The sequence below is a fragment of the Marseilla massiliensis genome (genome assembly GCF_023336985.1).
Taxonomy (GTDB): Bacteria; Bacteroidota; Bacteroidia; order Bacteroidales; family Bacteroidaceae; genus Prevotella; species Prevotella intestinigallinarum.
On record NZ_JAMBLP010000021.1, the window covers coordinates 35534 to 60026 of the forward strand.

General features: G+C 41.0%; 21 protein-coding genes. 5 read left to right on the forward strand and 16 right to left on the reverse strand.

The genetic code is table 11. From position 1 onward, the window contains the following. From M3089_RS12660 to M3089_RS12670, 3 genes are all read left to right on the forward strand, one after another. A complete protein-coding gene (locus M3089_RS12660; protein ID WP_249084468.1) occupies nucleotides 1-5208 on the forward strand; it encodes a DEAD/DEAH box helicase in 5208 nt (1735 codons plus the stop codon). Nucleotides 5209-5218: 10 nt separating this feature from the next. After that, a complete protein-coding gene (locus M3089_RS12665; protein WP_005939472.1) occupies nucleotides 5219-6034 on the forward strand; it encodes a coiled-coil domain-containing protein in 816 nt (271 codons plus the stop codon). Nucleotides 6035-6246: 212 nt separating this feature from the next. Next, nucleotides 6247-6648 carry a hypothetical protein gene (locus M3089_RS12670; RefSeq protein ID WP_249084469.1) on the forward strand — a complete coding sequence of 134 codons (402 nt, stop codon included), beginning with the start codon at nucleotides 6247-6249 and terminating at the stop codon, nucleotides 6646-6648. Nucleotides 6649-6944: 296 nt separating this feature from the next. Here the strand turns inward: M3089_RS12670 and M3089_RS12675 are convergent, their stop codons facing one another. The 16 genes from M3089_RS12675 to M3089_RS12750 form a co-directional block, all read right to left on the reverse strand. Further along, on the reverse strand, nucleotides 6945-7328 hold the full coding sequence (locus M3089_RS12675; RefSeq protein WP_175324244.1) for a hypothetical protein: 384 nt from the start codon (nucleotides 7326-7328) through the stop codon (nucleotides 6945-6947). Nucleotides 7329-7516: 188 nt separating this feature from the next. Beyond that, nucleotides 7517-9022, reverse strand: coding sequence for an ArdC family protein (locus M3089_RS12680; RefSeq protein WP_394802288.1), 1506 nt, complete (start codon nucleotides 9020-9022; stop codon nucleotides 7517-7519). Between the two features lie 5 nt (nucleotides 9023-9027). After that, the gene (locus tag M3089_RS12685) at nucleotides 9028-9642 is read right to left on the reverse strand and encodes a hypothetical protein (protein ID WP_249084471.1); all 615 of its coding nucleotides are present in this window, start codon (nucleotides 9640-9642) and stop codon (nucleotides 9028-9030) included. Between the two features lie 36 nt (nucleotides 9643-9678). Next, nucleotides 9679-11259: a glucosaminidase domain-containing protein gene (locus M3089_RS12690; RefSeq protein WP_249084472.1), complete on the reverse strand. Its 1581-nt coding sequence runs from the start codon at nucleotides 11257-11259 to the stop codon at nucleotides 9679-9681. Nucleotides 11260-11271: 12 nt separating this feature from the next. Continuing rightward, a complete protein-coding gene (locus M3089_RS12695) occupies nucleotides 11272-13707 on the reverse strand; it encodes a MutS N-terminal domain-containing protein (protein WP_249084473.1) in 2436 nt (811 codons plus the stop codon). A gap of 27 nt (nucleotides 13708-13734) precedes the next feature. After that, nucleotides 13735-15123: a hypothetical protein gene (locus M3089_RS12700; protein ID WP_249084474.1), complete on the reverse strand. Its 1389-nt coding sequence runs from the start codon at nucleotides 15121-15123 to the stop codon at nucleotides 13735-13737. 38 nt (nucleotides 15124-15161) lie between these two features. Next, nucleotides 15162-15443, reverse strand: a complete 282-nt coding sequence (locus M3089_RS12705) for a hypothetical protein (RefSeq protein ID WP_018452583.1) — start codon at nucleotides 15441-15443, stop codon at nucleotides 15162-15164. Nucleotides 15444-15466: 23 nt separating this feature from the next. After that, a complete protein-coding gene (locus M3089_RS12710; RefSeq protein ID WP_214445231.1) occupies nucleotides 15467-16297 on the reverse strand; it encodes a M23 family metallopeptidase in 831 nt (276 codons plus the stop codon). Between the two features lie 26 nt (nucleotides 16298-16323). Further along, nucleotides 16324-17001 carry a hypothetical protein gene (locus M3089_RS12715; protein ID WP_117852400.1) on the reverse strand — a complete coding sequence of 226 codons (678 nt, stop codon included), beginning with the start codon at nucleotides 16999-17001 and terminating at the stop codon, nucleotides 16324-16326. Between the two features lie 54 nt (nucleotides 17002-17055). After that, nucleotides 17056-17757 (reverse strand): hypothetical protein, encoded by a 702-nt coding sequence (locus M3089_RS12720; RefSeq protein ID WP_005939447.1) that lies wholly within the window; start codon nucleotides 17755-17757, stop codon nucleotides 17056-17058. A gap of 20 nt (nucleotides 17758-17777) precedes the next feature. Next, the gene (locus tag M3089_RS12725) at nucleotides 17778-18533 is read right to left on the reverse strand and encodes a hypothetical protein (RefSeq protein WP_249084475.1); all 756 of its coding nucleotides are present in this window, start codon (nucleotides 18531-18533) and stop codon (nucleotides 17778-17780) included. Then, nucleotides 18514-19005 carry a PH domain-containing protein gene (locus M3089_RS12730; RefSeq protein WP_005939442.1) on the reverse strand — a complete coding sequence of 164 codons (492 nt, stop codon included), beginning with the start codon at nucleotides 19003-19005 and terminating at the stop codon, nucleotides 18514-18516. Before M3089_RS12730 ends, M3089_RS12725 begins: the two co-directional genes overlap by 20 nt. 5 nt (nucleotides 19006-19010) lie before the next feature. Next, complete coding sequence (locus M3089_RS12735) at nucleotides 19011-20483, reverse strand: toprim domain-containing protein (protein ID WP_249084477.1); 1473 nt, start codon at nucleotides 20481-20483, stop codon at nucleotides 19011-19013. A gap of 21 nt (nucleotides 20484-20504) precedes the next feature. Continuing rightward, nucleotides 20505-22142: a hypothetical protein gene (locus M3089_RS12740; protein ID WP_249084479.1), complete on the reverse strand. Its 1638-nt coding sequence runs from the start codon at nucleotides 22140-22142 to the stop codon at nucleotides 20505-20507. 24 nt (nucleotides 22143-22166) lie between these two features. Continuing rightward, nucleotides 22167-22376, reverse strand: a complete 210-nt coding sequence (locus M3089_RS12745; protein WP_018667751.1) for a hypothetical protein — start codon at nucleotides 22374-22376, stop codon at nucleotides 22167-22169. 33 nt (nucleotides 22377-22409) lie between these two features. Beyond that, a complete protein-coding gene (locus M3089_RS12750) occupies nucleotides 22410-23162 on the reverse strand; it encodes a DUF4099 domain-containing protein (protein ID WP_018667750.1) in 753 nt (250 codons plus the stop codon). Nucleotides 23163-23456: 294 nt separating this feature from the next. On the opposite strand from M3089_RS12750, the gene M3089_RS12755 reads away from it, so the two are divergent. Next, nucleotides 23457-24077 (forward strand): M23 family metallopeptidase, encoded by a 621-nt coding sequence (locus M3089_RS12755; RefSeq protein WP_249084481.1) that lies wholly within the window; start codon nucleotides 23457-23459, stop codon nucleotides 24075-24077. Nucleotides 24078-24196: 119 nt separating this feature from the next. Beyond that, the coding region (locus M3089_RS12760) for a hypothetical protein (protein WP_249084482.1) at nucleotides 24197-24493 on the forward strand (297 nt) is incomplete at its 3' end.

Sequence of the window (24493 nt, forward strand, 5' to 3'; positions counted from 1 at the left end):
ATGCCAAATTTTATAGATATATTCAGAAGAAACAGAAATATCTCGTTTGTCGGTATGAGGGATGCAGCATTGGCTCTTCTTCCTACTGATCGAACGAGTCGTAATAAGCTGTATCAGGATTTAGAACGAGGTAAAGGCATATTAGATGATGAAGACCATTTAAATATGTATCTACATAGCTTCGGTAAAATGCATAAAGCGAAGCTTGATGCTGCTTTTGGCTGCATTCCTGATATTTCTGAAATCTTCTCAGAAGAAGTGGAGATTTACGATTGGGGGTGCGGTCAAGGAACAGCCTCTGTATGCTTATTGGATTTTCTACATTCAAAGAATATATCACCTAATATCAAGAATTTTTGCTTGGTAGAGCCTTCTACTGCTGCTGTCGAAAGAGCAACCCAGGTTATTGAAAGTTTTAATTCTGCATATTTTGTAAAGTCCATTACTAAGGATTTTGACTCTTTGAGTCCGGAAGATTTCAAGAAATCGAATATTAGGAAAGTACATCTTTTCAGTAATATTCTCGATGTAGAAGCCTTTGACCTTGCACGATTCATTCACTTGTTCCAACAGCTATTCGGAAGTGATAACTATTTTGTGTGCGTCGGTCCTTATTACAGTAATAACAGACGTGTTGATGAATTCGTAGCTGCCACAGCACCTGACATTATGTATGCCACGATGAATAAGGAACGTGGGACATGGCAGGGTGACTGGACAATCTCAATGCGTATATTCTTCAAACATTTCGACCGCATTGAGACCGTTGAGAATATTCGTAAACGTATTGAAGATTCACATAAGAAAGAACAGTTCTTTGCAGGATTTGTTCTTGATGCTGTCGCAGAGGAATATAGCAAATCTGATAAGGCAGATAATGCTGAAGAACTTTATCGTTCTCTTTCTGCTTTCGATGTCAAATCAAATATACCTCTTTCTTATAATTCAAATACAGACTCCAAACTTGCAGTCTTGGCAAATATTATATCAAGAGGTTTGCCAACAAAGGCTCCATTGCTATTAGAGAATACTTTTGCTGAGTTATTTCATATTTCAACCAAGCCAAAAGAAGGAGCGATACTTGATTATAAATCCAATCATAATGTTTCGGTACAGGACATTTATGAAGCCCTGCATATTATAGATCCTCGTTTTAATGTAGAGTTCTATAATGGAGATATGCTTGGCAGTTCCTTTGAGAAAGATTTTATCGAAAAATACTTGAACGGTTCTCAAAGTGAATATCTGATTCAAGTTTTTGAACCACAACGTAATCTTTCATCAATTGTAGATATTCCTGATAGAAGATTCAGCAAAGACCAACGAGTAGATTTTGCATTGGAAATTCCTTATGGTGATGCAAGAACCGGCTTCATTCTAGAGATGGACGGTCTGCGTTATCATTCTAATATTTTCAGTAGAATTAACGATGAACGACGTGACCGAATGGCTCTCAATGGAGGCTGGGATACATATCGGATTGAACAACTGAATAATATGGCGTTCATGCAAAATTGGGAAAGTGACGCTGCTTCAGTTGACTACTTACAGATTATAAAGGCTAATTACAAAAAGGCTCTGTCTGGAAATTGGTTGGACACCTTGCAAATAGTTCTTGCACCAATGGCAATTGCACGAGTAGAGCGAATGTTGGTGGAGGCAATGATGTCCGGTGCTCTTAGTCTTGATAGCGATGTATGGAATATTGCCATTGTAGAACGTGACATTCCATGTTCTGCATTGGCTATAAAGGACCTTGCTGAAAAATATAGGTATATTTGTGAATTAGCAGCTTCATCAGATAGACTGCCGGAGATAAAGCTTCAGATCATATCAACAGAAGAATTCAAAAAATCTCCATTGCATTTGGGAAACCGTGTCGCTATTCAAATGCCAGAAGGACATTTTGACCTATGCTTGGATATATCAATGTTACTTAGAGACAACATTGATGCCCTTCCTTTGAATGTCGATGCAGATACTGTCTATCTTATCCGTTCTTCTCATTACAAGAAACGTGAGCGAACAATCTGCGCTGCAGACAATATACAATATCCTCCATTGGTTACAAAAGATGGCACAGGGTCTTATGTAAATATAAAGGAAAGGGAAGATGTCCTTACATATTTCTTGCGTGATATTTTCCGCAAGCCATCTTTCCGTCCTGGGCAGTTGCCTATTCTTAGCCATGCTTTAGCTGATAAAACTACAATAGGATTACTTCCTACTGGTGGCGGTAAGTCTTTGACATATCAGTTATCATGCATTTTACAACCTGGCGTTTCTATAATTGTTGACCCTCTCGTTTCACTTATGGTTGACCAGGTTCGAGGGTTGCGCGAAGCACGAATTGATGCTTGTGAATGTGTTAATAGTGGAATGAATGCCAAAGAGAAGGCTAAAAAACTGAATCTTCTTCAAAATGGTTCTGTCTTGTTCATGCTCCTTTCTCCGGAAAGATTTATGATGGAGAATTTTCGTTCAAGTTTGCTTACAATGACAGAGAAGAATCATGTGTATTTCTCTTATGGCATTATTGATGAGGTTCATTGCGTATCTGAATGGGGACATGATTTCCGTACTTCTTATCTCCACCTTGGACGAAACATGATAAATTTCATGAATACGAAATCAGGTCGTCCATTGTCTATTATAGGTTTGACGGCTACAGCATCGTTTGATGTTCTTGCAGACGTTGAGCGTGAATTGACTCTTGGTGGAAACCTTACTATTGACAGTGAAACAATTGTACGTCCTGAGTCTGATTCACGTCCTGAACTAACATATCGTATTATTGAGGTCTTTTCTAATTTTGATGAATTGAGAGAACCTAATGAGCAGTTCTTGCTTAAAGCAAAATCAGATTGGGAACTTAAAGATGTTGTAGCAACAGCAAAAAAGAATAAGATGTATGAGCTACTGCATGAAATACCTTCAGATATAGTGCAAGTCAATCAGCATGAGACTGAGAAATCAAGGGTTGCTCATATAGAGGATTTTTCAGCAGAGGATTTCTATTCGGCAGATAGTGAACAACACTATAAAAATGCTGGAATAGTATTCTGTCCACATGCACATGGAACTTTCGGTGTAGAAGATAATGTTTGGGGTACCAGGACTGGTATCTCCACTGAATTGCGAGAGCATGAGCCGGAATTGTCGATGGGTACGTTTGTTGGCGGTGACAAGCCTTCTGGTGATATGAAGTCATTTAATGAAAATGGCCAAAATCTGATGGTGGCCACTAAAGCGTTCGGTATGGGTATAGATAAGCCAAATATCAGATATACAATTCATATAAATCACCCTTCATCCATTGAAAGTTATGTTCAAGAGGCAGGTCGTTGTGGTCGTGATAAGAAGCATGCCATATCTTATGTTTTATATGATCCGACAGAATTCATTGAATTTACTATAGATAAAATAAATGATATTCGATATTTGATGGGGGATGAAGACCCAACATGGCTTGAACGATATATAAATAAGTTTGTTCTTGCAGATGATATTCCTGCATTGTGCAAATATAATAACTGTACCAAAGAACAGACAGATAAGATTCTTGATATTATCAGAAAGCAAGGATTTCTGGAGAACATAGACAAGGACATTAACTTGTGGTTCCATAATAACTCGTTCCGTGGTCTATTCAAGGAGAAGGTCATTCTTGTTGAACTCACTGATAGAATAATCAATGCTAAGCCTACACTTCTAACAGAGATTCAGGCAAAGTTGAGAGACGAAGCAGGAAACGAGGATGTGTGCTTAAAAATAGATACAAGAAAAAATGCAGTTAAAATCGTTTCGGAAGAAGATAATAACAAACAATATGGTTATATCTTCCTCGACAGCCTACGCCCGACTTATAATTATCTAGGTTTTGAATATTCATTATGCTCGTATATATCTAATTGTTTGATCCAGATACTCCAATCATATGAAGATTATTCTCCTAAGACACTTATGCGCCCTTTGGAGGGAGAAGACAATATCACAGAGGGTATATATCAGGCAATGGCACATGCTGACGAAGACGGCAATGCAAGTGTTGTTGTTTCTTGGGAGAATAATGTTCAACAAGATCCTGAAGGTTTTGAAGCCTCAATCAAAAAGGAAATTCTTGCTATATCTGAGGAACAGGGATGGCAAAATATCAATGAGGACAGATACGGAAAGTTGGATTTGAAAAAAATTGGTGATTTCAATGAGTTGATAGCTAAGATAGCCAAATGCTCAGGTGATACTAGATGGCTTCGCAATCATGCAAATAAAAGCATCTATAAAAGGCTACGAATGGCTTTTTGTAAGAAAAGAGATAAAGATGATACAGATAAAGCAATATACAGAATGTGCTGCATAGGGCTTGTAGATGATGTGACTATTGATTATCTGTCACAAACATACGAACTTAAAATCCACAAACGAACTGATGAAGAGTTCAAACAGTATATGTTGGATTTCTTCCGTAAGTATTATTCTTTGGAGCAAGCTCAGAAGAAGGTGGATGAAATTGACAAACAGCCAGGGCGTAATTATTTAGACCGTTGCCTGGGCTATTTAACAGCCTTTGTGTATGAAAACCTTGAAAAGAAGCGTTATCGTGCCATCGAGGACATGTGTATAGCATGTGAGGACAGTATCATAGAACGTCAAGCAAATGGTAACGATGAATGGCTGAAGGAGTTTATTCATCTGTACTTCAACTCTAAGTATGCGCGAACCGGCTATGAAGTTAATGGAAAGCCTTATTCCCTGAAGTATGATACAGATATAGAGGGAAAAGATGGATTCGATGTCGTTAAGAAGTATATTGAAATAATTGACCCTGTTAATGATAACTCTGGCAGTGAAGTGGATAATGTCAAACATCTGTATGGCGCGACCTTACTTTGTCTGAGAGCACATCCTGATAATGCTGCTTTGCAGCTTTTGCTCGCTTATTGCATTACTTTTTTAGGCGCAGGGAATAACCAGACACTGAAAAATAATGCTTACAACAATTATATCGAAGGCTTTATGACTTTGTATAATAGGGATAATAAGCAGGTTTGGAGTGACATTGACACTTTTACATCTTATCTAAAAGCCAAAGTTCGTAAAGATGATAAGTTTATCAAGCAGAACTTGGTTGACGATGGTAAGAAAACGATAACACTGTTTGTCCATGAGGATAAGTTAAATGAAATAACAAAGAAATATCTAAAATAATTATATCAAAATGACATACGATATTAACGCTACTTTGGAAAGGTTAGAACAGAACCTAAAGCAACTTGATTCTGCAAGAAAACAAGTTGAAAACACTGTTCAAGCAAGTGAAGGACTGCAAAATGCCGTTGCTGGTTATGTCGCTTCAATCAATTCTCTTGTTAAAGAAATCAAAGAGTGGGAGAAACAATTAGAAGGAGCACAGGTTGGAATTTCAGAAGAAGTGCAGAAGTCAGTGGGTAAAATGACCTCTGCTTGCGAGAATATTACGTCTAGTTTCACATCTTCAGTCGATGCTTCTTTGCAAGAATTTACCGAGCAGAATAACTTGCTATCTGAAAGGGTCGAAGAACTTAGCGCTCTTCGTGAAGAGATAAAATCAACCACAAAAGAGATTCAAACCATTAAAAAGTTTCTTTTTGACATTTCCAAAGATTTGAAAGAATCTCAAAAGGGGCAAGATAATGCCATTGCATCAATCAGTCAAAATGTTGATGACCTTCCCTCAAATATTAAGGAACATGCTGATAGCATTACTACGAAGTTGAATCAATGGAATCAGGAGCTGAAAAAGTTAATAGATGATATTTCTCCAAAGATAAAATCTATTGAAACAAAAGTTGATGCAATTACCAATATAATTAATTGTATACAGACTTCATGCAATACCATTAAAAGTTCAACTGATAATATAATTAACGAGACTAAGAATTTGCAAAATGAATTAGCGACTTCTTCTGAAGCTACGACGAAAGCAATTAACATCAATCGTTGGATTATTATTGCTGGTATCATTATTATTGCTGCTTTGCATTTCATTCGTTAAATAGTAAGCTGTAATTGTATGCACAATCGTCCTATAGCTAAACTCATTAAATGGTTTGTCAAACGTGAGAAAGGCAAATTAGTTGATGCACGTATCCGAAATACAACGACGTTTTGCTTATCTTGATATGAATGACCAAAAGAAAATCCTTTTATTGTTCCTATTTTCCGGTAAATTAAAAAGAACCAAAACAACTAAAATCTAAAATATTTATGAACTCACGTAAAAAATCTATTTTAATCTATTTAGGTGGTATCATAACGGGTATCATTCTTACTTTTGCATTCTTTTTCTTTGTAGCATTAGGAAATACAAACGGAACGCCATCTGACAATAATGTCGTTATGTTTGAAAAGCCACAGCAAGAAATTAATGTCCATTCCTTTGAGATTATGCAAGTACTTCCAGATGGGAGTGCATTGGCAACGGTAGAAGATATTTCTAATATAGGAATGATTGTTTTATTCCTTGCTGATAAAGAAATTTCATATTATGATAATCAAAAAATAGATGTTCCATCAGACAAACGTGTAATGCAAGTAGGTACTTACAAATACATCTCGCGTAGTGAAATGGAGAAAACTGTTCTGATTGTAGAAATTATGGATAAGTAAAAACTCTTACCATATAAGGTGATATTTAGTAAGAGAACTACCTGTTTCCATAGAGAATACGTAACAGGTAGAAAATCACCTATATACAAATTTATCTACTTGTCTTAGAACTTCGAATGACGAAGCCTAATACAAGTGGATTTATTTTTGAAAATACGAGAGGGAAAGATACATTATGTTGCCTTATTAAATTAGGCAGTCAGGAGCTATTCTTCAGCGCCTGAATTTATTACTATAAAGAGACTATAGATTTATAATCCCCAAATCGGTTATTATGATTGGGGGTTATAAAAATTTCAGTCATCATAATTTCTACCCCAACGATTGGGCTCAGGATTGTTGTCATAGGGGTAAAAGCCTTCTTTTTCAAATTCAACTACTTGTCCCAATTTGGGATGTTTGCATAATATAAAGCACTCATCTCCCTCTTCATCTTTACATGTAGCTACTGTACTTTCATTATTTCCGAACATAAAATCAAATGGGCGAGACCTTCCTATTTCCTTTGATATATAAACATAGGAATAGTATTCATACGAAGAGTGCTTCTTATCTTGTGTTAGAAATCTTAACGTCTTTCCTTCAGCATCAAGCCATTCGTCAGCGACACGAATTCCACCGTGATAGTAACAAAAATCACTAAGTCGTTGGCTTTCTATTTCTATTATGGTTGCTTTCATTTGTATATTTTTAGTTATCATCAGAACTTATAAAGAATAAGGAATAGGGCTATTGGTTATCAGTACCCTAAACCTTATTCTATATAACGTCTATTATTGATAGAACAAAGGTAGGTGTTTTTCAGCAATTAATAACATGAGTTCTGAAATAAATTTATCACTATTCCCAATCTCATAAGAATATTCCATTATCTTCCTCGATGAAAGTGAGTCTCTTCTTGTGCGACAGTTTCCATTTTCTGTTCCTGTTTTTCAGCAATGGACTTGACATCAGCAGTGGCGTTATCAGGCAATCCGTAACGGGTGATGTTCTGTCTGACTTCTTCAGCAGTGACTTTACGCATCACATCATAGGTTCCTCCAACAGACGGGTTATATACCACGGCATAGTGTTCGTTCTCCACCAACAGGTCATCTCCACGGTATTTTGTAGGAGACAGGTAAGTGTTGGACAGGTCTATGGCATCACCGGCATCGTACTCAATGGCTTCCTTCAATAGTGCCTCATAATCGCCCTTTTCTTGTAGCTTGTCAAGTCTGTCTGTGTCTTCACCCATTTGAAGGTAGGCTACAGAAGCATAGTACACAGGCTCTTGGCTATTACTTTGGACTACTTCTATGTTTTGTTCCTGGTCAATTTTCTGTTGCATGGTATCAATACATTTTGTAATCATACTTGATGCCTTTTTCACATCTGTCAGTGTAGTTTTGATGAATTCCGGAGATTCATTCAAGCTGTCAAGCCAGCTTTTGAGGTAGCTGGCACTGTCTTCTTTCAGATGCTTGGTCATACCATAGCGTTGTGCAACGAGGGCTGCACTTAGCTCGGCCACAAGCTCTTCCCGGGCATATTCCTTACTACCAAAGGATGTCGGCTGTAGTCTTCCCAACTGATTTTCTGCTCCTGTGGAATGGGCCATTTCATGCCCCAGGTTGGTATAGAATGACTCACCATCCTTGAACTGCTTTTTCTCAGGAACGACAATCTCATTCTTCGAAATGCTGTAGTAGGCACTGTCTCCGTAAGTAGGCTTGATAGGGCAGATCCATCCATTATCCTTTATTATCCGGTCGATAGGAGCAAAGGAAAATTCTTCACCTTCAGATTGTGGACGTATCTGTTTTCCTGCATCAGCAAGTTTCTTATATAAATCAGGACGAGCTTCCTGAAGATTGGTCTGGGCCACATTGAACACGTTATATACCTGAAGCTTCGGATAGACGTTGTAACCTTTCTTTTCCTCCTCACTCAGCTGTTTATAGTCATCGTATTTAATTTTCTCTTTTGTCTCTTTATCAACAACAGTGAATGTCGTGATGAACACCGGGAAACTCTTTTCTCCTTTCAGAATGGAAACCTTTGGTAGTTCCTGACCATTATTATCCTTTATCTGCTGACGGACTCCCTGTTTGTCTTTGGTATAGTTCAGACCGGCTACACGGTCAAAAGTACAAAATACAGGCAGTTTATATCCCTGTTTCTCACAGTGCATCATGAGTAAAAGTGCATTCATTCCATTATATTCACGGCCTGAAAGATTTCTCGGCCAAGAGATGGATTTATCTGTAAACCAAGGCTTCTTCCAGTCATTCTGCAAAGTCTTGATTTTCTCAATCATCATCTCTGCGAATTTATCCAAGGCCTTATCTTCACTGCTACGGCCATCTGAATTATAAATCTTTTTACCTGTCATAGTCATTAGTGTTGGTAAGAGTTAGAGCTTTTCTCCCAAAGAGAGCATTCGCTTATGCGGCATGTAAGGTCAAGTCTGTTATTATACACACCTAATTCCAATTCCCCCTTAGCATTGATTCCGGCTTTGGGTTGCATCCATGCTTCTTTTCTTTTGTCGAATTGCATAAAGCGTACCCAAGTATAGGTGTAATTATCTCCATCCTTTTCGCTACTATAAGCGGAAAATATCGTAAATGACTTACCACTTTTAGTTGTCTTGTCCTCAATTTGTTTGCCTAAAGTACCTCTGAACTCCATTGTACCGTTAATGCCGTCGTTATTGCCTGCATTGAATGTGTTGATGCCAGTTGCAGACAGGTTAAGGTATAATGCTTCTCCCTTTTTGTGAAACATTAGAATACCGGCTACTTCAATGCGAGTCCCAACTTGAATTGGTGGTAACTCAGATAGGTTGTTACAGGTCTTGGCCACACTGATTTCAACTGTCTTATTAATTCCTGATTTTGCCGGAATAACGATATTGATACCGAATGATGCGAACTGCGTACCTTCTTTGTTAGCACGCATTTGTGCCTGGCGGGAAACGGTGCCACACACGGTTACATTACATTTAATCATAATAAAACGAATTGATGGTTATACTTAAAAAGCAAATTATTTCAATTGTACAGACTCCTGTTTGCCTTGTTGGTTCTCCAAATTATTTTGGTAGTTTTGTGACATCTGCAGCGTGACCACGGCAGAGTTGATAACAGAGGCGATGCTTCGTCGTTTCTCGTCATCGTTCATCATGGTACTGCCAAGTGTCTGTTGGATCTTGGTTATTTCTGCATTACTCAGTTCTCTGTTGAGCTGTACAACTCCATTGTCTGCGTACAGATTGGGTTTACCATCCTGCAGACTTATGGTGCAGGTCTTATAGGAAGGGAGGATAGGAGTAAGGTCTATGCTTTTACTGACAGCTGCAGCAGTAGCTTTCTGCATCTTTTCCTCCTCACTTGAATTATCTATCTGGAGGGCAAGAGCCATGAGTGAGGTGAACATAGTCATGGCCATCTCTATTACAGGATCAGCTATAGGCATATTCACCCCACTGTCTTCAGAGGACAGAATTTTCTTCATCCACTCATCCGGACTCATGGCTGTATCTGGCTGCACATTGGCATCGGATTGACTTGCACTCTTGTATTGCGCAGTCAGATCTTTTCCGTTGCTGAGAACCTGTAGTGAGATGTTCCCTTTTTGTGCAATCTCAGCAAGATATGCAGCCGGGTCAATATCTCTTTTTGTTCCATCTGTGGATATGGATTTTACTCCAAAATGAAGATGTTCGCCAGTAGTCCGATACCCGGTGTTTCCTGAAATGCCAAGCTTCTGTCCGGCAGCCACTTCATCACCGACCTTGACGGATATACTTTCCAGATGCATGTAGGTACATTGATATTTACTGCCATCGTTCCTGTTGTACTCGACAGTCACAGACCGTCCTCCGTTTGTATTGGCATTACTGTTCACATTGACAACTTTTCCCTTATCTTCAGTAGCAAGGACGGCCTCATGATTTGTCTGGATGTCAATTCCTTTATGCACCTGATATTTACTTGTGTCTAAAGGGTCTTTTCTTGTACCAAAGGGAGAAGTAACCAGCATAAACTCCTCTCTCTTTAGAGGGAAGGAATATTTCTTTTCTTCAGTATCCTGTACGGAAACATCATTTGATGTGGCTTGACGCGGATTGTCAGCAGTTCCAAAGGATTTACCCTCTGCCTTCATCTCCTGCATTACCATCTGGTCATATTTTTGCAATCCGTTCTTCTCGATAATATTCTGAAGGGTTGCTGCGTATTGTTTGCTTGACGCATATCCTGCATCCTGTAATCCGTTTGTCCATCCTTTGTAGTCATCAGGAGAGAGTTGGAACAGCTCTGCGTATCTTCCGTTCCTTTTCAGGAACTGAGAATGATGCTCATAGGAATCTCCAACATTCGCATACTGGCAAAACTTTTCGTTTGGACGGTCATCGGTATATACAAGATATTTGCCTCCATTCTCAATCCAGCTGGAGGTAGCTTTGATCCCAAAATGGTTGTTTCCCTTACGGGACAGTTCACTCTGGCCACTGGCACTTTCACAGATACCCTGTGCAAGTGTGACAGATGCAGGTATGCCATATCTGCGCATCTGCTCCATGGCATACTCTGCATATTGTTGGATATATTCTTGATTCTTTGACATTGCGGTTACATGTTATCTGTGCATTCTTGAAACCTTGCTCTCTTCCTGATTATCGGGTTCATTTTTCTGTTTTTCAGTAACGTCTTTTTCTTGCCTGGGAGTTTCCAATTGGTCACAGATGGCAATTCGCTCACCGGCACGGATCAGTTTAGGAAGGTAAACATCGAGCGCATGGTGAGGAAACCCTGCTATCATAAGAGGTTTTCCTTCAGCATCTTTTGTGTGATTGCTTTTGCTGAGCGTGATTCCAAGTATTTGGGCTGCTTTCTCTGCATCGTTGCTGTAAGTTTCATAGAAGTCTCCACATCTGAAGAGCAAAATTGCATCAGGATGCTTCGATTTTAATTCATAGAATTGCTTCAGCATCGGAGAGAGTTCGGTGGTTACCTTTGTTTCTGTCTTAGGACTTTCATCCTTGCTCTTATTGCCCTTAGATTCGGATGGCCCATGAGATTCACTCTGTCTGCTCTTTTCTTCGGTCTGTTCCTCATATACTTCCGTTTGCTGATTTGGATTTTTTGACTGAGTCTCCTGTTCTGATTTATCCGTACCTACTGCAACAGCATCTGTACGGTCCTTACGGAGCACATCGGCAAAAAGACTTGCTGCAAGATGTTTCTTGTAATCTTGCATATCTTCCGCCAGCCACATACGTTGCCATTGTTGTGGACTAATTTCACGAGCCTTCAATTTTTCACCGTTGACAGTGGGCATACATAATATCACACTGGGAGTACTCTCAGTACCTTTGGTCTTGAATATATTCACACGGTCTATCCTTGCGAGTTCTTCTGCTGTTGCATCACTTTTGAAGAGGTCAACCTTAATGTCCGGACTGTTCTGGGCGGCCATATAGTATTTCTGGGCCAAATCCTGACGTACTTTTTCTGAAGTTTCTTCGTCACCTTGCTTTATTGTGGTAAAGAAAAGGTTCAGATCTGCCTTCTCGGGGTAAACGCTGAAGCTCTTTTCATTTTCGGGCTTCAGATAGAGTGCCCATTTCCCTTCGTCATTACGCAACATGAGTATCTTTTCAAAGTCTATGGCACCGGAACGTCTGACGGCATCAGACACATCAAGTAGTGTAAGGGTCTCCAGATTCCACTTGTTCATGCGGTTCACGGACACCTCCTTACCGTCAAAAAAGCTGTCATCGGGACGATACCCCATAGAACCATCTATATTGTAGAATGTAACCGTTTCATATCCCTCTTTTTGAAGTGCATGTTCGATACGGCCTTTGTTCATTCCAGGAATCTCATTCTCGACTCCTAATGAAGCTCCAGATGGGAGAACCACATCAGCCATTTTCTGTTCAGGTTCTTTTATAACCACGAACTCTTTTGTATCTATGTTGGGCAATGTCTTGATTTCATCGGCTACATAATAGTGTTTGGGAAGAATGTGCTTAATCTCTGCTATCTGATTCTGTAGGACTCTGTTGTTGAGCTCTACTTTCTCACCACGTTCAGCCTTGTGAATCATATCTATAGCGTTGTTTACATCCCTTTCCAGTATATCCGGCAGATGCGGGTCTTCTTTAAGTTCTCTGAGCCAGTAATCGGTCATCTTCATGCTGTCCGGAGAGAGTTTAGCTGAGATACCCAACTCCTGCAGCTTAACAGCTGAAGCTACTTCCACAACCAGCCTTTCCTGTTTCATGGCATCCTCTGAAACCTTTCCGTTCTTGACTACCATTCCTTCACGGGCGAGTCTCTGTTGATGTCCTGTTGCGGACATAAGCATGGATACAGCATCACGGGCATAGTCTTCATAATGTTCATAGGATGAAGCAGGTGGCAGGAAGACAATATCCTTCTTGCTGTCGTAATGCGCTACACCTGTAGTATCAGTGCGTATATCAACCAGATTTTTTCGTGACTGTTCCAGAAGATTTTCGACACCCTGACGGATTTCATTCGATGCTGACTCTACATCTGTACGGTCTTTCAGAGGACCGGTCTCTTTTACTACCGTATCAAATGTTGTTTTATCAACCATAGGGAGTGTGGTCTGCTCGATATTGAAAAGTGAGCGGACTTCACGGTTCCTGATTCCTTTATAATCCTCCTGCTTGTCAGCTGGCAGTGCTTGATAGTCTGAGCGACTGATTTTCTCTTCAGGATTATGTTTGTTTACATACTCATTCCAATTATACCAGAGAAAAGGTACTCCCTTTTCTTTGGTCTGGACAGATTCACCGCGTTTCTTTGCTTCAGAAAAAAGCGTATATTGATTTGTTTTGTATCCATTCTGGTCGCTGTGCATTCCCAATATGATGGCATTGAAAGCAGAAATCTGCAAAGGCTTCAGATATAGTTTCGGTGCTTTGCGACCATCGTTGTCAAGCCACATTCCACCATTTTCTTTGGCTTTATTGAAAGCATTCTCAAAAAGCTCAACCTGACGTACTATTGCCATTTTCTCTTGTTGGTTCTTCTCTTCCATAAGTCTGATTATTATATTGTTATCCTTTTATCTTTGTGCAAGTGGTCTTGCTAATGTTTGCCGTTCGCTTGCTTCATAGTTTTCAGAAGCAATCTGACGCATCTGGTCATTCTTGGCCAGTATTGCATTTGCAAGTGTGTTGAGAGGTAAAGCTCCCTGCTGATAAGCATCCACAACTTTATCCGGCAAAGTGATGCTGCAAGGAACCTTGTCTATTGTAGCAATCAGACAGTTGGACCTAATCTGAGGATTGACAATCCGGGGATTGAGCGGTTCATCAGGATAAACCCGATAATTCACTGGGCTGTTTCCTGCTTCAGGGTGCTGATGTGCTTTGAAATCATCCAAAGTCTCATGCCCGGCCTTGTTCAGCAGATTGAGTCCTCCCATACCGATAAGTATCATTTTCAGGATTGGATTCTTGACAAACATGCCTGTAACGATACTGGCAATAGGCATCATATTGTCCTTCAGATTGATTGACTTTGTTTTTCCCGTGAAGAGTCCTACAAGCATGTCAGGTAGCATGGCCAGTACATATCCGATATTGTGTCCAATGTCGCTAATGCCATTGAGTCCGAAAGAGGTCAGCAACCCTTGCCATCCGTCCATATTGGTCTGTTCCGGCTTCGGGGAGGTCTGTTCTTCTGTTGGTTGTTCCTCTTCGACCGCTTCTTCTTGTTCCGGTGCAGTCTCTGCTGATGAAGTCTTAGTCTGTGGCTTTTCTTCTGACTGCTTTTTCATTTTCTCCTGGTCTTGTCTATATTGTTCCTCGCATCCCGGGCGCACTATTGAAGGTATGTCTGAACGGTCTTCCTGTTTGTCAGAGAATTTAGATAACAGGAAGTCACCGCCGACCCATGTGGCCGCTGTTTTCCAACCGCCACCGGCTCCACCCATACATGCGAGATCAGTTACGGATCCGAGAATTATACCTGTGTTCTTTTCCCACGCAGATGGGTTGTATCTCTTTTCGGCTTCTGTATCCATATGATGTTCTAATGGTGATTTTGCAACTTCCTGGGGGAGATAAAAGATGGTGTTAGTTGCTGCCTTCTTTAAGATGTATTCAATGGATGAGCGTGGAATCTTATCCTGAATCATCTTGTCTATCATCTTTTTCTCCATGGCGGAATCAACGGTGATGTGCTGGCGTTGAAGTTCTTTCTTGACCATTTTAATATAATCTTCTGCTGTTTTCGAGTTCCATTCACCTGTGTAACGCAAAGACTGCATCTGTGCCTGTCTGGCAGACATTCCACCATCAGGACCAATGGTACTGGCCATCAATCCTGCAAATGATGAGGTGTGCTCTTTTAACTCAGCTGTCATCTTATCTTGCAGTTCATTCCGAACTTTGTTCATGATTGGAATGACCTTTGTCCTGAATATTCTATCTTGTTCTGACTCTGCCATGAGCTGCTGTTTTATATGATTGATAATTTATATGCCATTTATAGATTTATCTGGTTGAGTAATTGTTCGCGTGTCTGTTCTATGGCATTGTGGTATACTTCCATCTGCTTCGGAAAATATTCTTCCAGCCATTCATCCTTCTCAATGTTTTCGTTGATAAATTTGATTGCCAGTTCACGTTCAATCTCTATCGCAGCTTCTCCTTTCTCACTACCATTGAACCATGCTTTAGTCCACCATCTGATACCTGACTTATCAGGATACACGCTTACCATACGGGGAATATCGAAGCTTTGAACATCAATATCGAGCTCTGCCAACGGATCAATAAGTCCACTGGTTGCTATGGCCAGTTCTTGTGCTTTTTTTTTTCGTAGTCACTTAAACTGGAAAGAAATATCTGATGACGCAGGGCAAGATAGTTCAGGAAATCACTGATAAGCAGATTTTGTACCCGTTCTGCAATCGGTATGCTTCGTGCTCCCATACCTAATGGATTGGCCATACTGGGGATGGTCTCATAGAAATAATTCTTCATGGCCGACAGTGAGAGAATATTTCTCAAAGTGAACTGTGTCTGTTCGGGTAAAGTATAGGCACCGAGGCTGATGTCTTTCATGTAGTCTGGAAAGAAACGCATCATCAGATTCTCTATCTCTTTGCTGTCTTTGTCATACATGGTTCTGACATCCATATCCAGTGTCACAAATTGTGGTACCGCACCAGGTTGCCCATTTTGTTCCATGACTTTCAAGTTACTGTATATCATGGTCAGGAACTCCAGAGGATTGAGCTCTTCTCCTTTATACTTGACCTCCATGTGGAGTATTTCCCCACTTACGGCAATAACCTGACCGGCTTTGACCTCACTTCCGTAGTTGGCAAAAACGTTCGAGAGGTGTGCGTATTTTACTTCGTAGTCTCCATAGCGTGTCACCTGATAGATACCATGTACGGCATCATTCCCAAGTCCAGTAATCTTTCCTGTTGCAACTGCTGAAAGAAGATAATGGTTGGCCTTGAAATCCACACCATGATGAAAAAAAGGTTCCCCTGTATGCGGATGTTTCTGTTTACCGTAGCCAAGACTCATCTGTACGTCACGGCCTTTTTCTTCGTAGGGCATACAGTATCCACTGTCTGAACGAAGAATCATTTCTTGTGTATATTGCATATTATATCTGTTTATAAATTTTACTATTATCTTCGTCTGCCGCCACCAGTGCCTTGCGCAACCTCCGACTGTTGACTTTCGTCTTGACTTTGTGCAGCAGGTCGTTTCTTCTCACTGGCAAGTGCCTCGTTCATATTTACATTATTTCCTATCATCATCATGGCAAGCACAGCTCCAGCTATCTTGCCCATCCATCCGAATCTTCCGAAAACAAGTAGTGCAGCCACTACAAGTCCGATGAGACTCAGACCGGAAACATTCCCTTTACCTATATTGCTGAAAAAGTTCCCCATCATGTTTCCACCGTTCCCGGAGAAAACACCTTGTAGGAACTTGCTCATACCGCTCCATTTGCTGTCTGCACTGGTGATGGCATCATTGACATTTTCAGTGAGACCAGTTACAGAGTCTTTCACCTCTTTCATACCTTCACCTATATTCGAAACTGTATCTCCAATCTTTTGTGTCGTTTCTTCGCCAATGACAGCATCGCTGACAATACCCACTACGCTTTTGTCTGTAGTCAGTTTCTCCCAACCAATGTAGCCCAGGCTTCCACCTATGGCAGCAGACTTTGTGGCGCTTCCTAATCCTTTTAGCGTTTGCTGAGGATGTACTACTGCACCCCCTGCCGATTTAGCTATAGCTTTTATAGCTCTTCCTCCTAAGCTGACTGCTGCTTTCAATAATGCTCCCCAACCCATACTTAAAGTTTGATTGTTAAATTGTTATCCTGAATTATCTTTATAGCTGAATACTTACTTTGGCTTTGCGTTCCTCTTCCATCTTTCCTTGCATTTCTGTACAATATTGGGCTTGTCCACCTCACTTCTGCCATTGTAGTCTATCTCCGCCCATATGTCAGAGAGTGAAGTATATTTAACAGCTCTCGTAAGCCTTTTGAGCTTTTGATTCATGAGTTTAAGTTTCGGACGGATGGAAAAGAGAACTTCCAGTCGTTCCTTCTCTGTCATCTTGGTATCGGAGAGGCACAGTTGCCGGATGTCATTGACTATATCGACACTATTCATGATAAGTTCTCTATAGATTTTATTCCTGTTTGAAGACAATGCTACTGCCAGGGTATTTCCTGTCTGGTGCTGGAGCTGGTCATTAAAAGTTCCCAGGTGTTTCACGAGTCGGTCTATTTCATGATAGAATCCATATATCTGTGCCGCATAACTGATGATGCTATGAAAGTTATCCAAATAAGAGTTGAACTCCTTTTGCAGGTCAGTCACTCCTTGTACTTCTTCCTTTATCCACAGATGACCTGTAGATTCCAGAAGCATCATTTGTTCCTGCTGCTTCAGTTCTTTTTCTGCCTTATTTGTGTATGCCAGAATCATTCCGGCCAAAACAGGGTCGTTGCCCTGAGCCCGGAGAAAACTCCCACCCAGCCCTTCAAAAGGGAGGGTGAGAGAAATAAGCATGGCAAAAAACAGCAATAAGCGTTTCATTGTGTTATCCTGATAATCTTTTATGGTGTTACTATTCGTGCGCATCTATGCCACCTGTCCAAAGCTTGACCGGCAATCTCAGCGGTGTTCCTGTCTATCATTCCTGCAGTGGCTCTGCTCCATACATCGGCCATTGTGTAATAACGGATGCTGATGGAGAGCTGTGAAAGTCTTTTGTTGAATTGTGCCAGACGGTCATTCAACTCCCAAAGAATCTTACTGCGTTCCGCACCTGTAAGCATATTGCTTGCTCCACCTTTGGCTACGGCATCTTTCAGGATGCTGTATACAGTGATGAGTTCGGTCGCTGTTTCGATATAAAGGTTATTCATACTCATTGTGGCCATTATCCCTTGTGGATTCTGTGATATGGCTTTCTTCAAATCACAAAGATTGATGAATATCCTTACACCGTCATCATAGAGATGGCTACAGGCTTTGAGGGTGGAAGCATAGCCAGACACGGTTTTCAGGTAGCTGTTGTACTTTTTCTCCCATTGCCTTATCTGAGTGAACTCTGCCGCAATGGTATTTTGTAGTAGTGCCGTCTTCTGCTGGTCTTCAATCTGATTCTTGATTTGACCGTTGATAAGCTCATTACCTTCGGCTAAGGCCACATATTCCATAGGATTGCTGGAAACCAATTGGGCACGACCTTCAAGACAGAATAGAAACAAGGTCAAAGCAATGGCTGAGATAATCATCCATCTGCTGTCGTAAGCAATGCCTTTGGAAGTCTTGGCTTCTGACGATATATTATCTGTTCGTGATTTCATAGATACCTTTCCTTTGTTTGTTATACTCAACCCGTTCACGGATAATTCCTACAACATCAATGCGCTCCTTGATTCCAAATATGTCCAGTTTGGGATTGGAACGGTCTCCGCTGAAAATCGAGACAGTCTTCAATCCGAACAGCTGTTCCACGATACCACGGTTTTCACTGAAGTCAACCACCCTGTAGAGTTCAATGTAGTCACTCTTCCTGATAAGTACACCATGTTGGATAATCAGTTGTTCGGATGTGATGATATAGCTCAGTTTGTGTAGATAAAGACAACCGTAGAGCATGATGCACGTCATGATTGCACCGAGTACCACAAAAGGCATCTTATAGGTGATGCTTTCGTGACCGGCTGCCAAGAACAGGGCACAACTGATAAGAAATGCCATGCCTTGTGAGATAATGTATTGCGCCCAGTGAGGGTGCAATGTGATTATGCTGAACCGTCTGTTTGAGTCTGTCATATCATTTATCGTTTTAGTCCGCTCTTTTTGGTTTCTTCATTTTCTTCTTCTCTCTCTTCAGTGAGAGAAACACCATTTTCGTCAAAGGCTGTCTCAACGACATCGGTCATTGAGTATTGTTTCTTTTCCAACAGTTCATCATTAAAATCCTTATAGCCTTCAGACGGCAGTTCACGTACTATTCCTATTGGATTCAGGTCTTGTCCGTCCTGAACATGGAGCTTTTGAAACAGGGCCTCTTTAAACTCCTGATAGGTTTTGTTCATTCTGTCAGCCGCTTCCTGCTTGTCTTCCTTGCACAGAAAGGGAGAATAATGGTATTCCCATGCCTCATTTCTTGCTGTGTCATAAGCGAGGTAAAGCTTCTGCAGTCCTTCAGGGAGTTCTGCATATCTGTCATCGTCAATGTCAAGCAGCTCTTTGGTAGATGTGATACCTTCCTTGAAACTTTCAATGAAGCCTTTCATGTCCGATGAGACTGATTCAGGGTGCAACGGATTCATCTTTTGTACGATTGATTCAAAGTTGAAGACGAACTGTTTTCCCGCCAGGTCATTGTCAAAGCCAAGATGGAACGTCGCACCGGGGGCAGCCTTGACCACTCCCAGTATCTGTCCGTAGCTGGGATTTCCTCCGGTAGAGACAAATACGGCTGACTTCAGATTCTGTCTTGCATTGTAATCCAGTCCGGAGTCTTTCTTCATTCTCAACTGGTAGAATGCCATGGCATCGTAAGCACTCTCAAACACATATACATCTTTCGCATCTTTCAGTTCTGTGTCTTTCGGACTTGCCATCCACAGGCCTTCACTTGCATTTGTCCCGGCTGCCATACCTTTTCGTGCAGAGCCGTCCTTACGTGGATAGCCTCTTTCTTCCAAACCGACACATTTCTCAGGATACCCCGGTATATACATGGGAAAAGAAAGGTTCTTATAACTTGCTCCATTGTCTGCGGCCTTGGAAGCAAGAAAGAAGTTACGGTGAAAAGCACAACGTGTAGCAAAATCGATTCCTCTTGACTTGAAGAAAGCGTAAAAAGGTTTCTGAGAGTCAGCTTCATCAGGATGAAATCGCTCAATCTTATAATCTTTGATATTGAAAGGCTTTGCATCACGGGTAGGAGCAAGCATATTCTGGTTACGTCGCTCCACAGGAATATTCAATAGCCGCTGACAGACTTTGTGAACAAGAGCAGACTCTTTCATTCCTTGATTGTATTCAGGAAAGAGATTTGGATGTTCCCAAATGAAGGATGTGACAGAATACAGTTTTATCGTTGGAGGTTGGAAACAACAGTTCTTATTGGGCATGACAATAAATTTGTCACCCCTGATTCTGCGTCCATCATTATCCAGACGCACATAGGCAGGATAGCGCAAGCCGTCCCGCTTGTGAAGCGTATAACCTGCATCCGTCAATACGTCTCTGATATTAAGACGGTTTCGATAGTCTTCAAATTTCTGCTCTTCGTTCATTGTGTAGATGGTTATTTAATATTATCTGCCATGTCCTAAGCCGACTCCATGCTCAGCTGCATTGAGTCCGGCATCAAATGCTCTTGAAGCAAGATCCTGTGGTGAATCAACACCTCCTTTGAAATAGACGTGCGGGCCAGGTGCATGATGGTGCTCAACGAACACAGCCGGAGCATAACGGTCTCTTCCGAGTTCTCGCATGACAGTAAAGCCTGCAAGTAAGGCACCTCCAATCATGGCACCTATATTTTTCCCATGACCTGGTGCATTCTTCATGTCCACTTCGTCAAAGATTTTAGAGAAGAGTTTCATGCGATGATAGTCATCTACGGCCATGAACTTGTCATATTGCTTTTGGGTTATCTCGTGACTGATGCTTTCACCATTGATGACAGCGGTCATACGGAACATAGCATTGCCTTTTTCGTCTTGCTGGATTTCTCCTTGCTCGTTTCGTACAGGCTCAACTCTGATGTCGTCCACCTGTACCTCACGTCCGTTTCTTCCTTCCCGAAACCAACCTTTATCTTGGTTTATGTCATAAAGGCTGTTGCCATCCACATGGGCTACGCTTCGGCCTTCCTGCTCCGCAATGACATATTCATTTCCCTGAGTAAGAGGAAACGCATGTTCTGCCACTACTTCTTGTCTGGCATTCAGTTCTGCTTCCACTTCAGGAGTAAGATTCAGGGCTATCTGCTCTCTTGAATTGAGCATGTCTATCGTCAATCTATCTGAAAAATCATTTTTGATGACGTTGTTGATGATGTCCAGACGGTTCTGTACAGGCACATTCTTGGTAGAATTGTCTGTAAGCCGGGTAACTTCTTCATCCGTCAGGTCGTAAACAAGATCATGCTGGGTAGTAGCCGACTGAATGGTCAGGGTCTTGCTGTTGGCATCAATAATGACTCCATGAGAAGACAGACATTTCTGCCACTTTTCGTTGCTGAAGTATACGTCTGAGGTGATAAGTTCCTTGTATGTTTTTGCTGGTTCCTGTGGACGGGTAGGTATTTCAACAGGTGGAATCACTGCTTCCAATCCTGCGAGCACATCCTCTGAAGGTTGTTGTACCATGTTTTGCTGTCCTCCTTTATAATAGAAACCATAGCCTCCATTGAGTAATTCACCTGGTTTGATTCTGCAATCAGGACGTTCCGGAACCATAGGGGCTCCCTGCAGGAACATGGCACCACCGACACGGCGCATGTGGAAGCCTTCCTGATTGCGCAGTGTCCATCCTAAGAATCGTCCATGAAACGGGTCCATCATCATAAAGGCACGTTGTCTGTCCCACGGCAGTCTGCCGTATTCGCCAACACCAATCCGGTAGCCGTGAAGTCCCATCGCCACACGACCGTTGGCATTACGGGCATGGACAAAGTCTCTTGGCATATAGAAGTCTTTCTTCACTAAATCAGCAAAGGTGTTATAGGCTTTTTTGTTAGCCGAGTTTGTACCCCAATCTGCCAAGTCTCTTATCTGTCTGGCACTGATATGATAGGTTAGGAGAGGTGAGTCATGCCCTTGAACCGCCAGAAGATAGTTTTCACCTTGTCGGATGATATGTGCTTGCATACCATTGCGACGGAGGATATCCTGTAGTTCAGGTGATAAATCTCTACCTACTGGTAGTGCATTGGATCTGATTGACATATTGTGATTGATTTTAAATGTTTATTATTCGCCTGTTTCAATCAATTCGCCTTTCCATTCGATAAAATCTTCGGCAGATTCTTCATTGACTACAAGGTTCCTTTCATTACAGAATTCGGTGTACTCTTCCTGCCATTCAGGTGAGTGGTGATTGATGTAATCGAGCCAACCGTATTCTCCACTCTGTACTTTCTGCACAAGCTCGTCTTCTGGATAGTATTTGATATTTGCCATATTGAATTTGTTATTGATGGTTGTTATTTTGGTTTATCGCTGCATCATACGCATACCTTGTTTCTTCTGCTCATTCCAGATTTCTTCAGAGTAGTCCTCCTCATGGATATAGTCAAGATTACCATTTTCGTCCATGGTCCAACAACCGAAAATGCCGAAGTTGTATTTGTCCCATTCCCGTTTGGCTTCTCTGCGCCAGACCTGTTCATTACCTGCAGCGAGACGGATACCCGTATTTGAATTCAAATCGATACCGATGGAAATCTCTTCATCGTCTTCAATGATTGAGAGAATTTCTCCGTTCTGTAGTTTCTGCATCTCAGTACTCGTAAGATGATAGCGGTCGGTAAGGTATTGAATGTTCCTGCCTATGACTGGTGTCGGCACGCTCAGTACCTGTTTGCTATCCTGGTCAAGTTGGAAGAAACATTTGGTGCCGAGTTCGTGGCCTGTTTCGTTACTTTCCAAATGTCCGATGATGGGTTTGCCAGCAAGAAGACTTTGCTTCTGCTGCTCATTGAAGACTTTGAAATCATACTCGTCAAGCTTCGGAAAGAAGAGAACATCTACATTGCCTTCTGGCGTTCTCACAAGGCAGAATCGAGTTCGTGCCTTTACTTCTTCACCATCATCTGCAATGATGTGTACAGGTAAGACTGGAGAATGCCGGCCATTGAGAATATTCTGCAAAACATCAGTCGGCAGATCCTCAATCATCTCCTGTGTGAGTCCAAAACGTTCGAGAGTGCCGTAGGGTATTTCTTTCTCATCAAAGTTGTAAATCATTTGTTGCCTTTTTTAATGCGTTATTATTTTTGCTATAACAGTATTTCATTTTCTTATGAAGTACTTTATTAATAGTTAATTCAGAAACAAAAATAAAAGGTGTGATTAGAGAATCAGAAGAATGGGTATATCATACCTTAAGTTTTATATATCATTATGAAAGAAGTATGATTTATCGATTAAAATCATACTATTAGCATAAATAAAGTTAGAAAAATTACTTGCAGTATATGAGTTTCAACTCATGGTAATGGAGATATGTAATTTTGCCTCATGAATATTAGAAATATACTCATGATGGTGCTTCTGTCGTTGATGTCAGGTACCACAATAAAAGCTCAGTTTAATACGGTTGGACGTTTGTATAATCACCCAGCAAACAAAACAAAAAATCCGCAAGAGATAAATCCTTCTCTTGTGGACAGTTTGATATTGAATGATTCTTTGAAGAATGATTCTATAAAAGAACTGAAAGCACGTTTTATGAGCGTTAGTTATCCGTTGTCGAACATAAAAATCAATTCATCATACGGCTACCGGAAAGACCCTTTCTCTGGCAGACGTAAATTTCACAATGGCTTGGATCTTCATGCAAGGAGTTCAGGAGTTTTTGCAATGTTGGCCGGTGAAGTGGTGAAGGTCGGACAGGATAGGGTCTCAGGTAAATATGTAACACTCAAGCACGGCAGTTTTATAGTAAGCTACTGCCACCTTTCACGCACTTTTGCTTATCAAGGCCAGACAGTCAAGGCAGGGGATACTGTTGGGATTACAGGAAGTACTGGTCGCAGTACAGGAGAACATCTTCATATAACACTTAAAAAAAATGGTGAATATATAGACCCACAATTCTTATTGGATTATATAACGTCTATTCGATGGTCTTGTGTTCTTATGTTAGCAACAGAATCGTAAATCATGTCAGTTTCGTCCATCTTTGTCCATGTTTTTAATTTCTTCGTCATCTCCAATAAAACAATATACTTTTGTGGTCGCAATATTGCAGCAAAACATAATATAATACAATCATGAACATGAGAAATTTAAGAATGCTATTTCTACTCGCAGGTGTATTACCGTTCACTTCTTGCGGCACATTTAAGAGTTATGTGGCCAGTTACTCAATTGGACTATCTGAAGTTGAAAGTCCGGCAGATTCAAAGCAGCAATTCGGTGAAACAAAAGTAGTAAGTTTCAATGAAGAGGGCGTCAATAAATATCGTTACGAAGACGATTATATTGATATAATTTGGTACGTTGGTTTGAAAAAATTTAATTTCACGTTAAAGAACAAATCCGGACATACTTTAAAAATTAATTGGGATGATGTC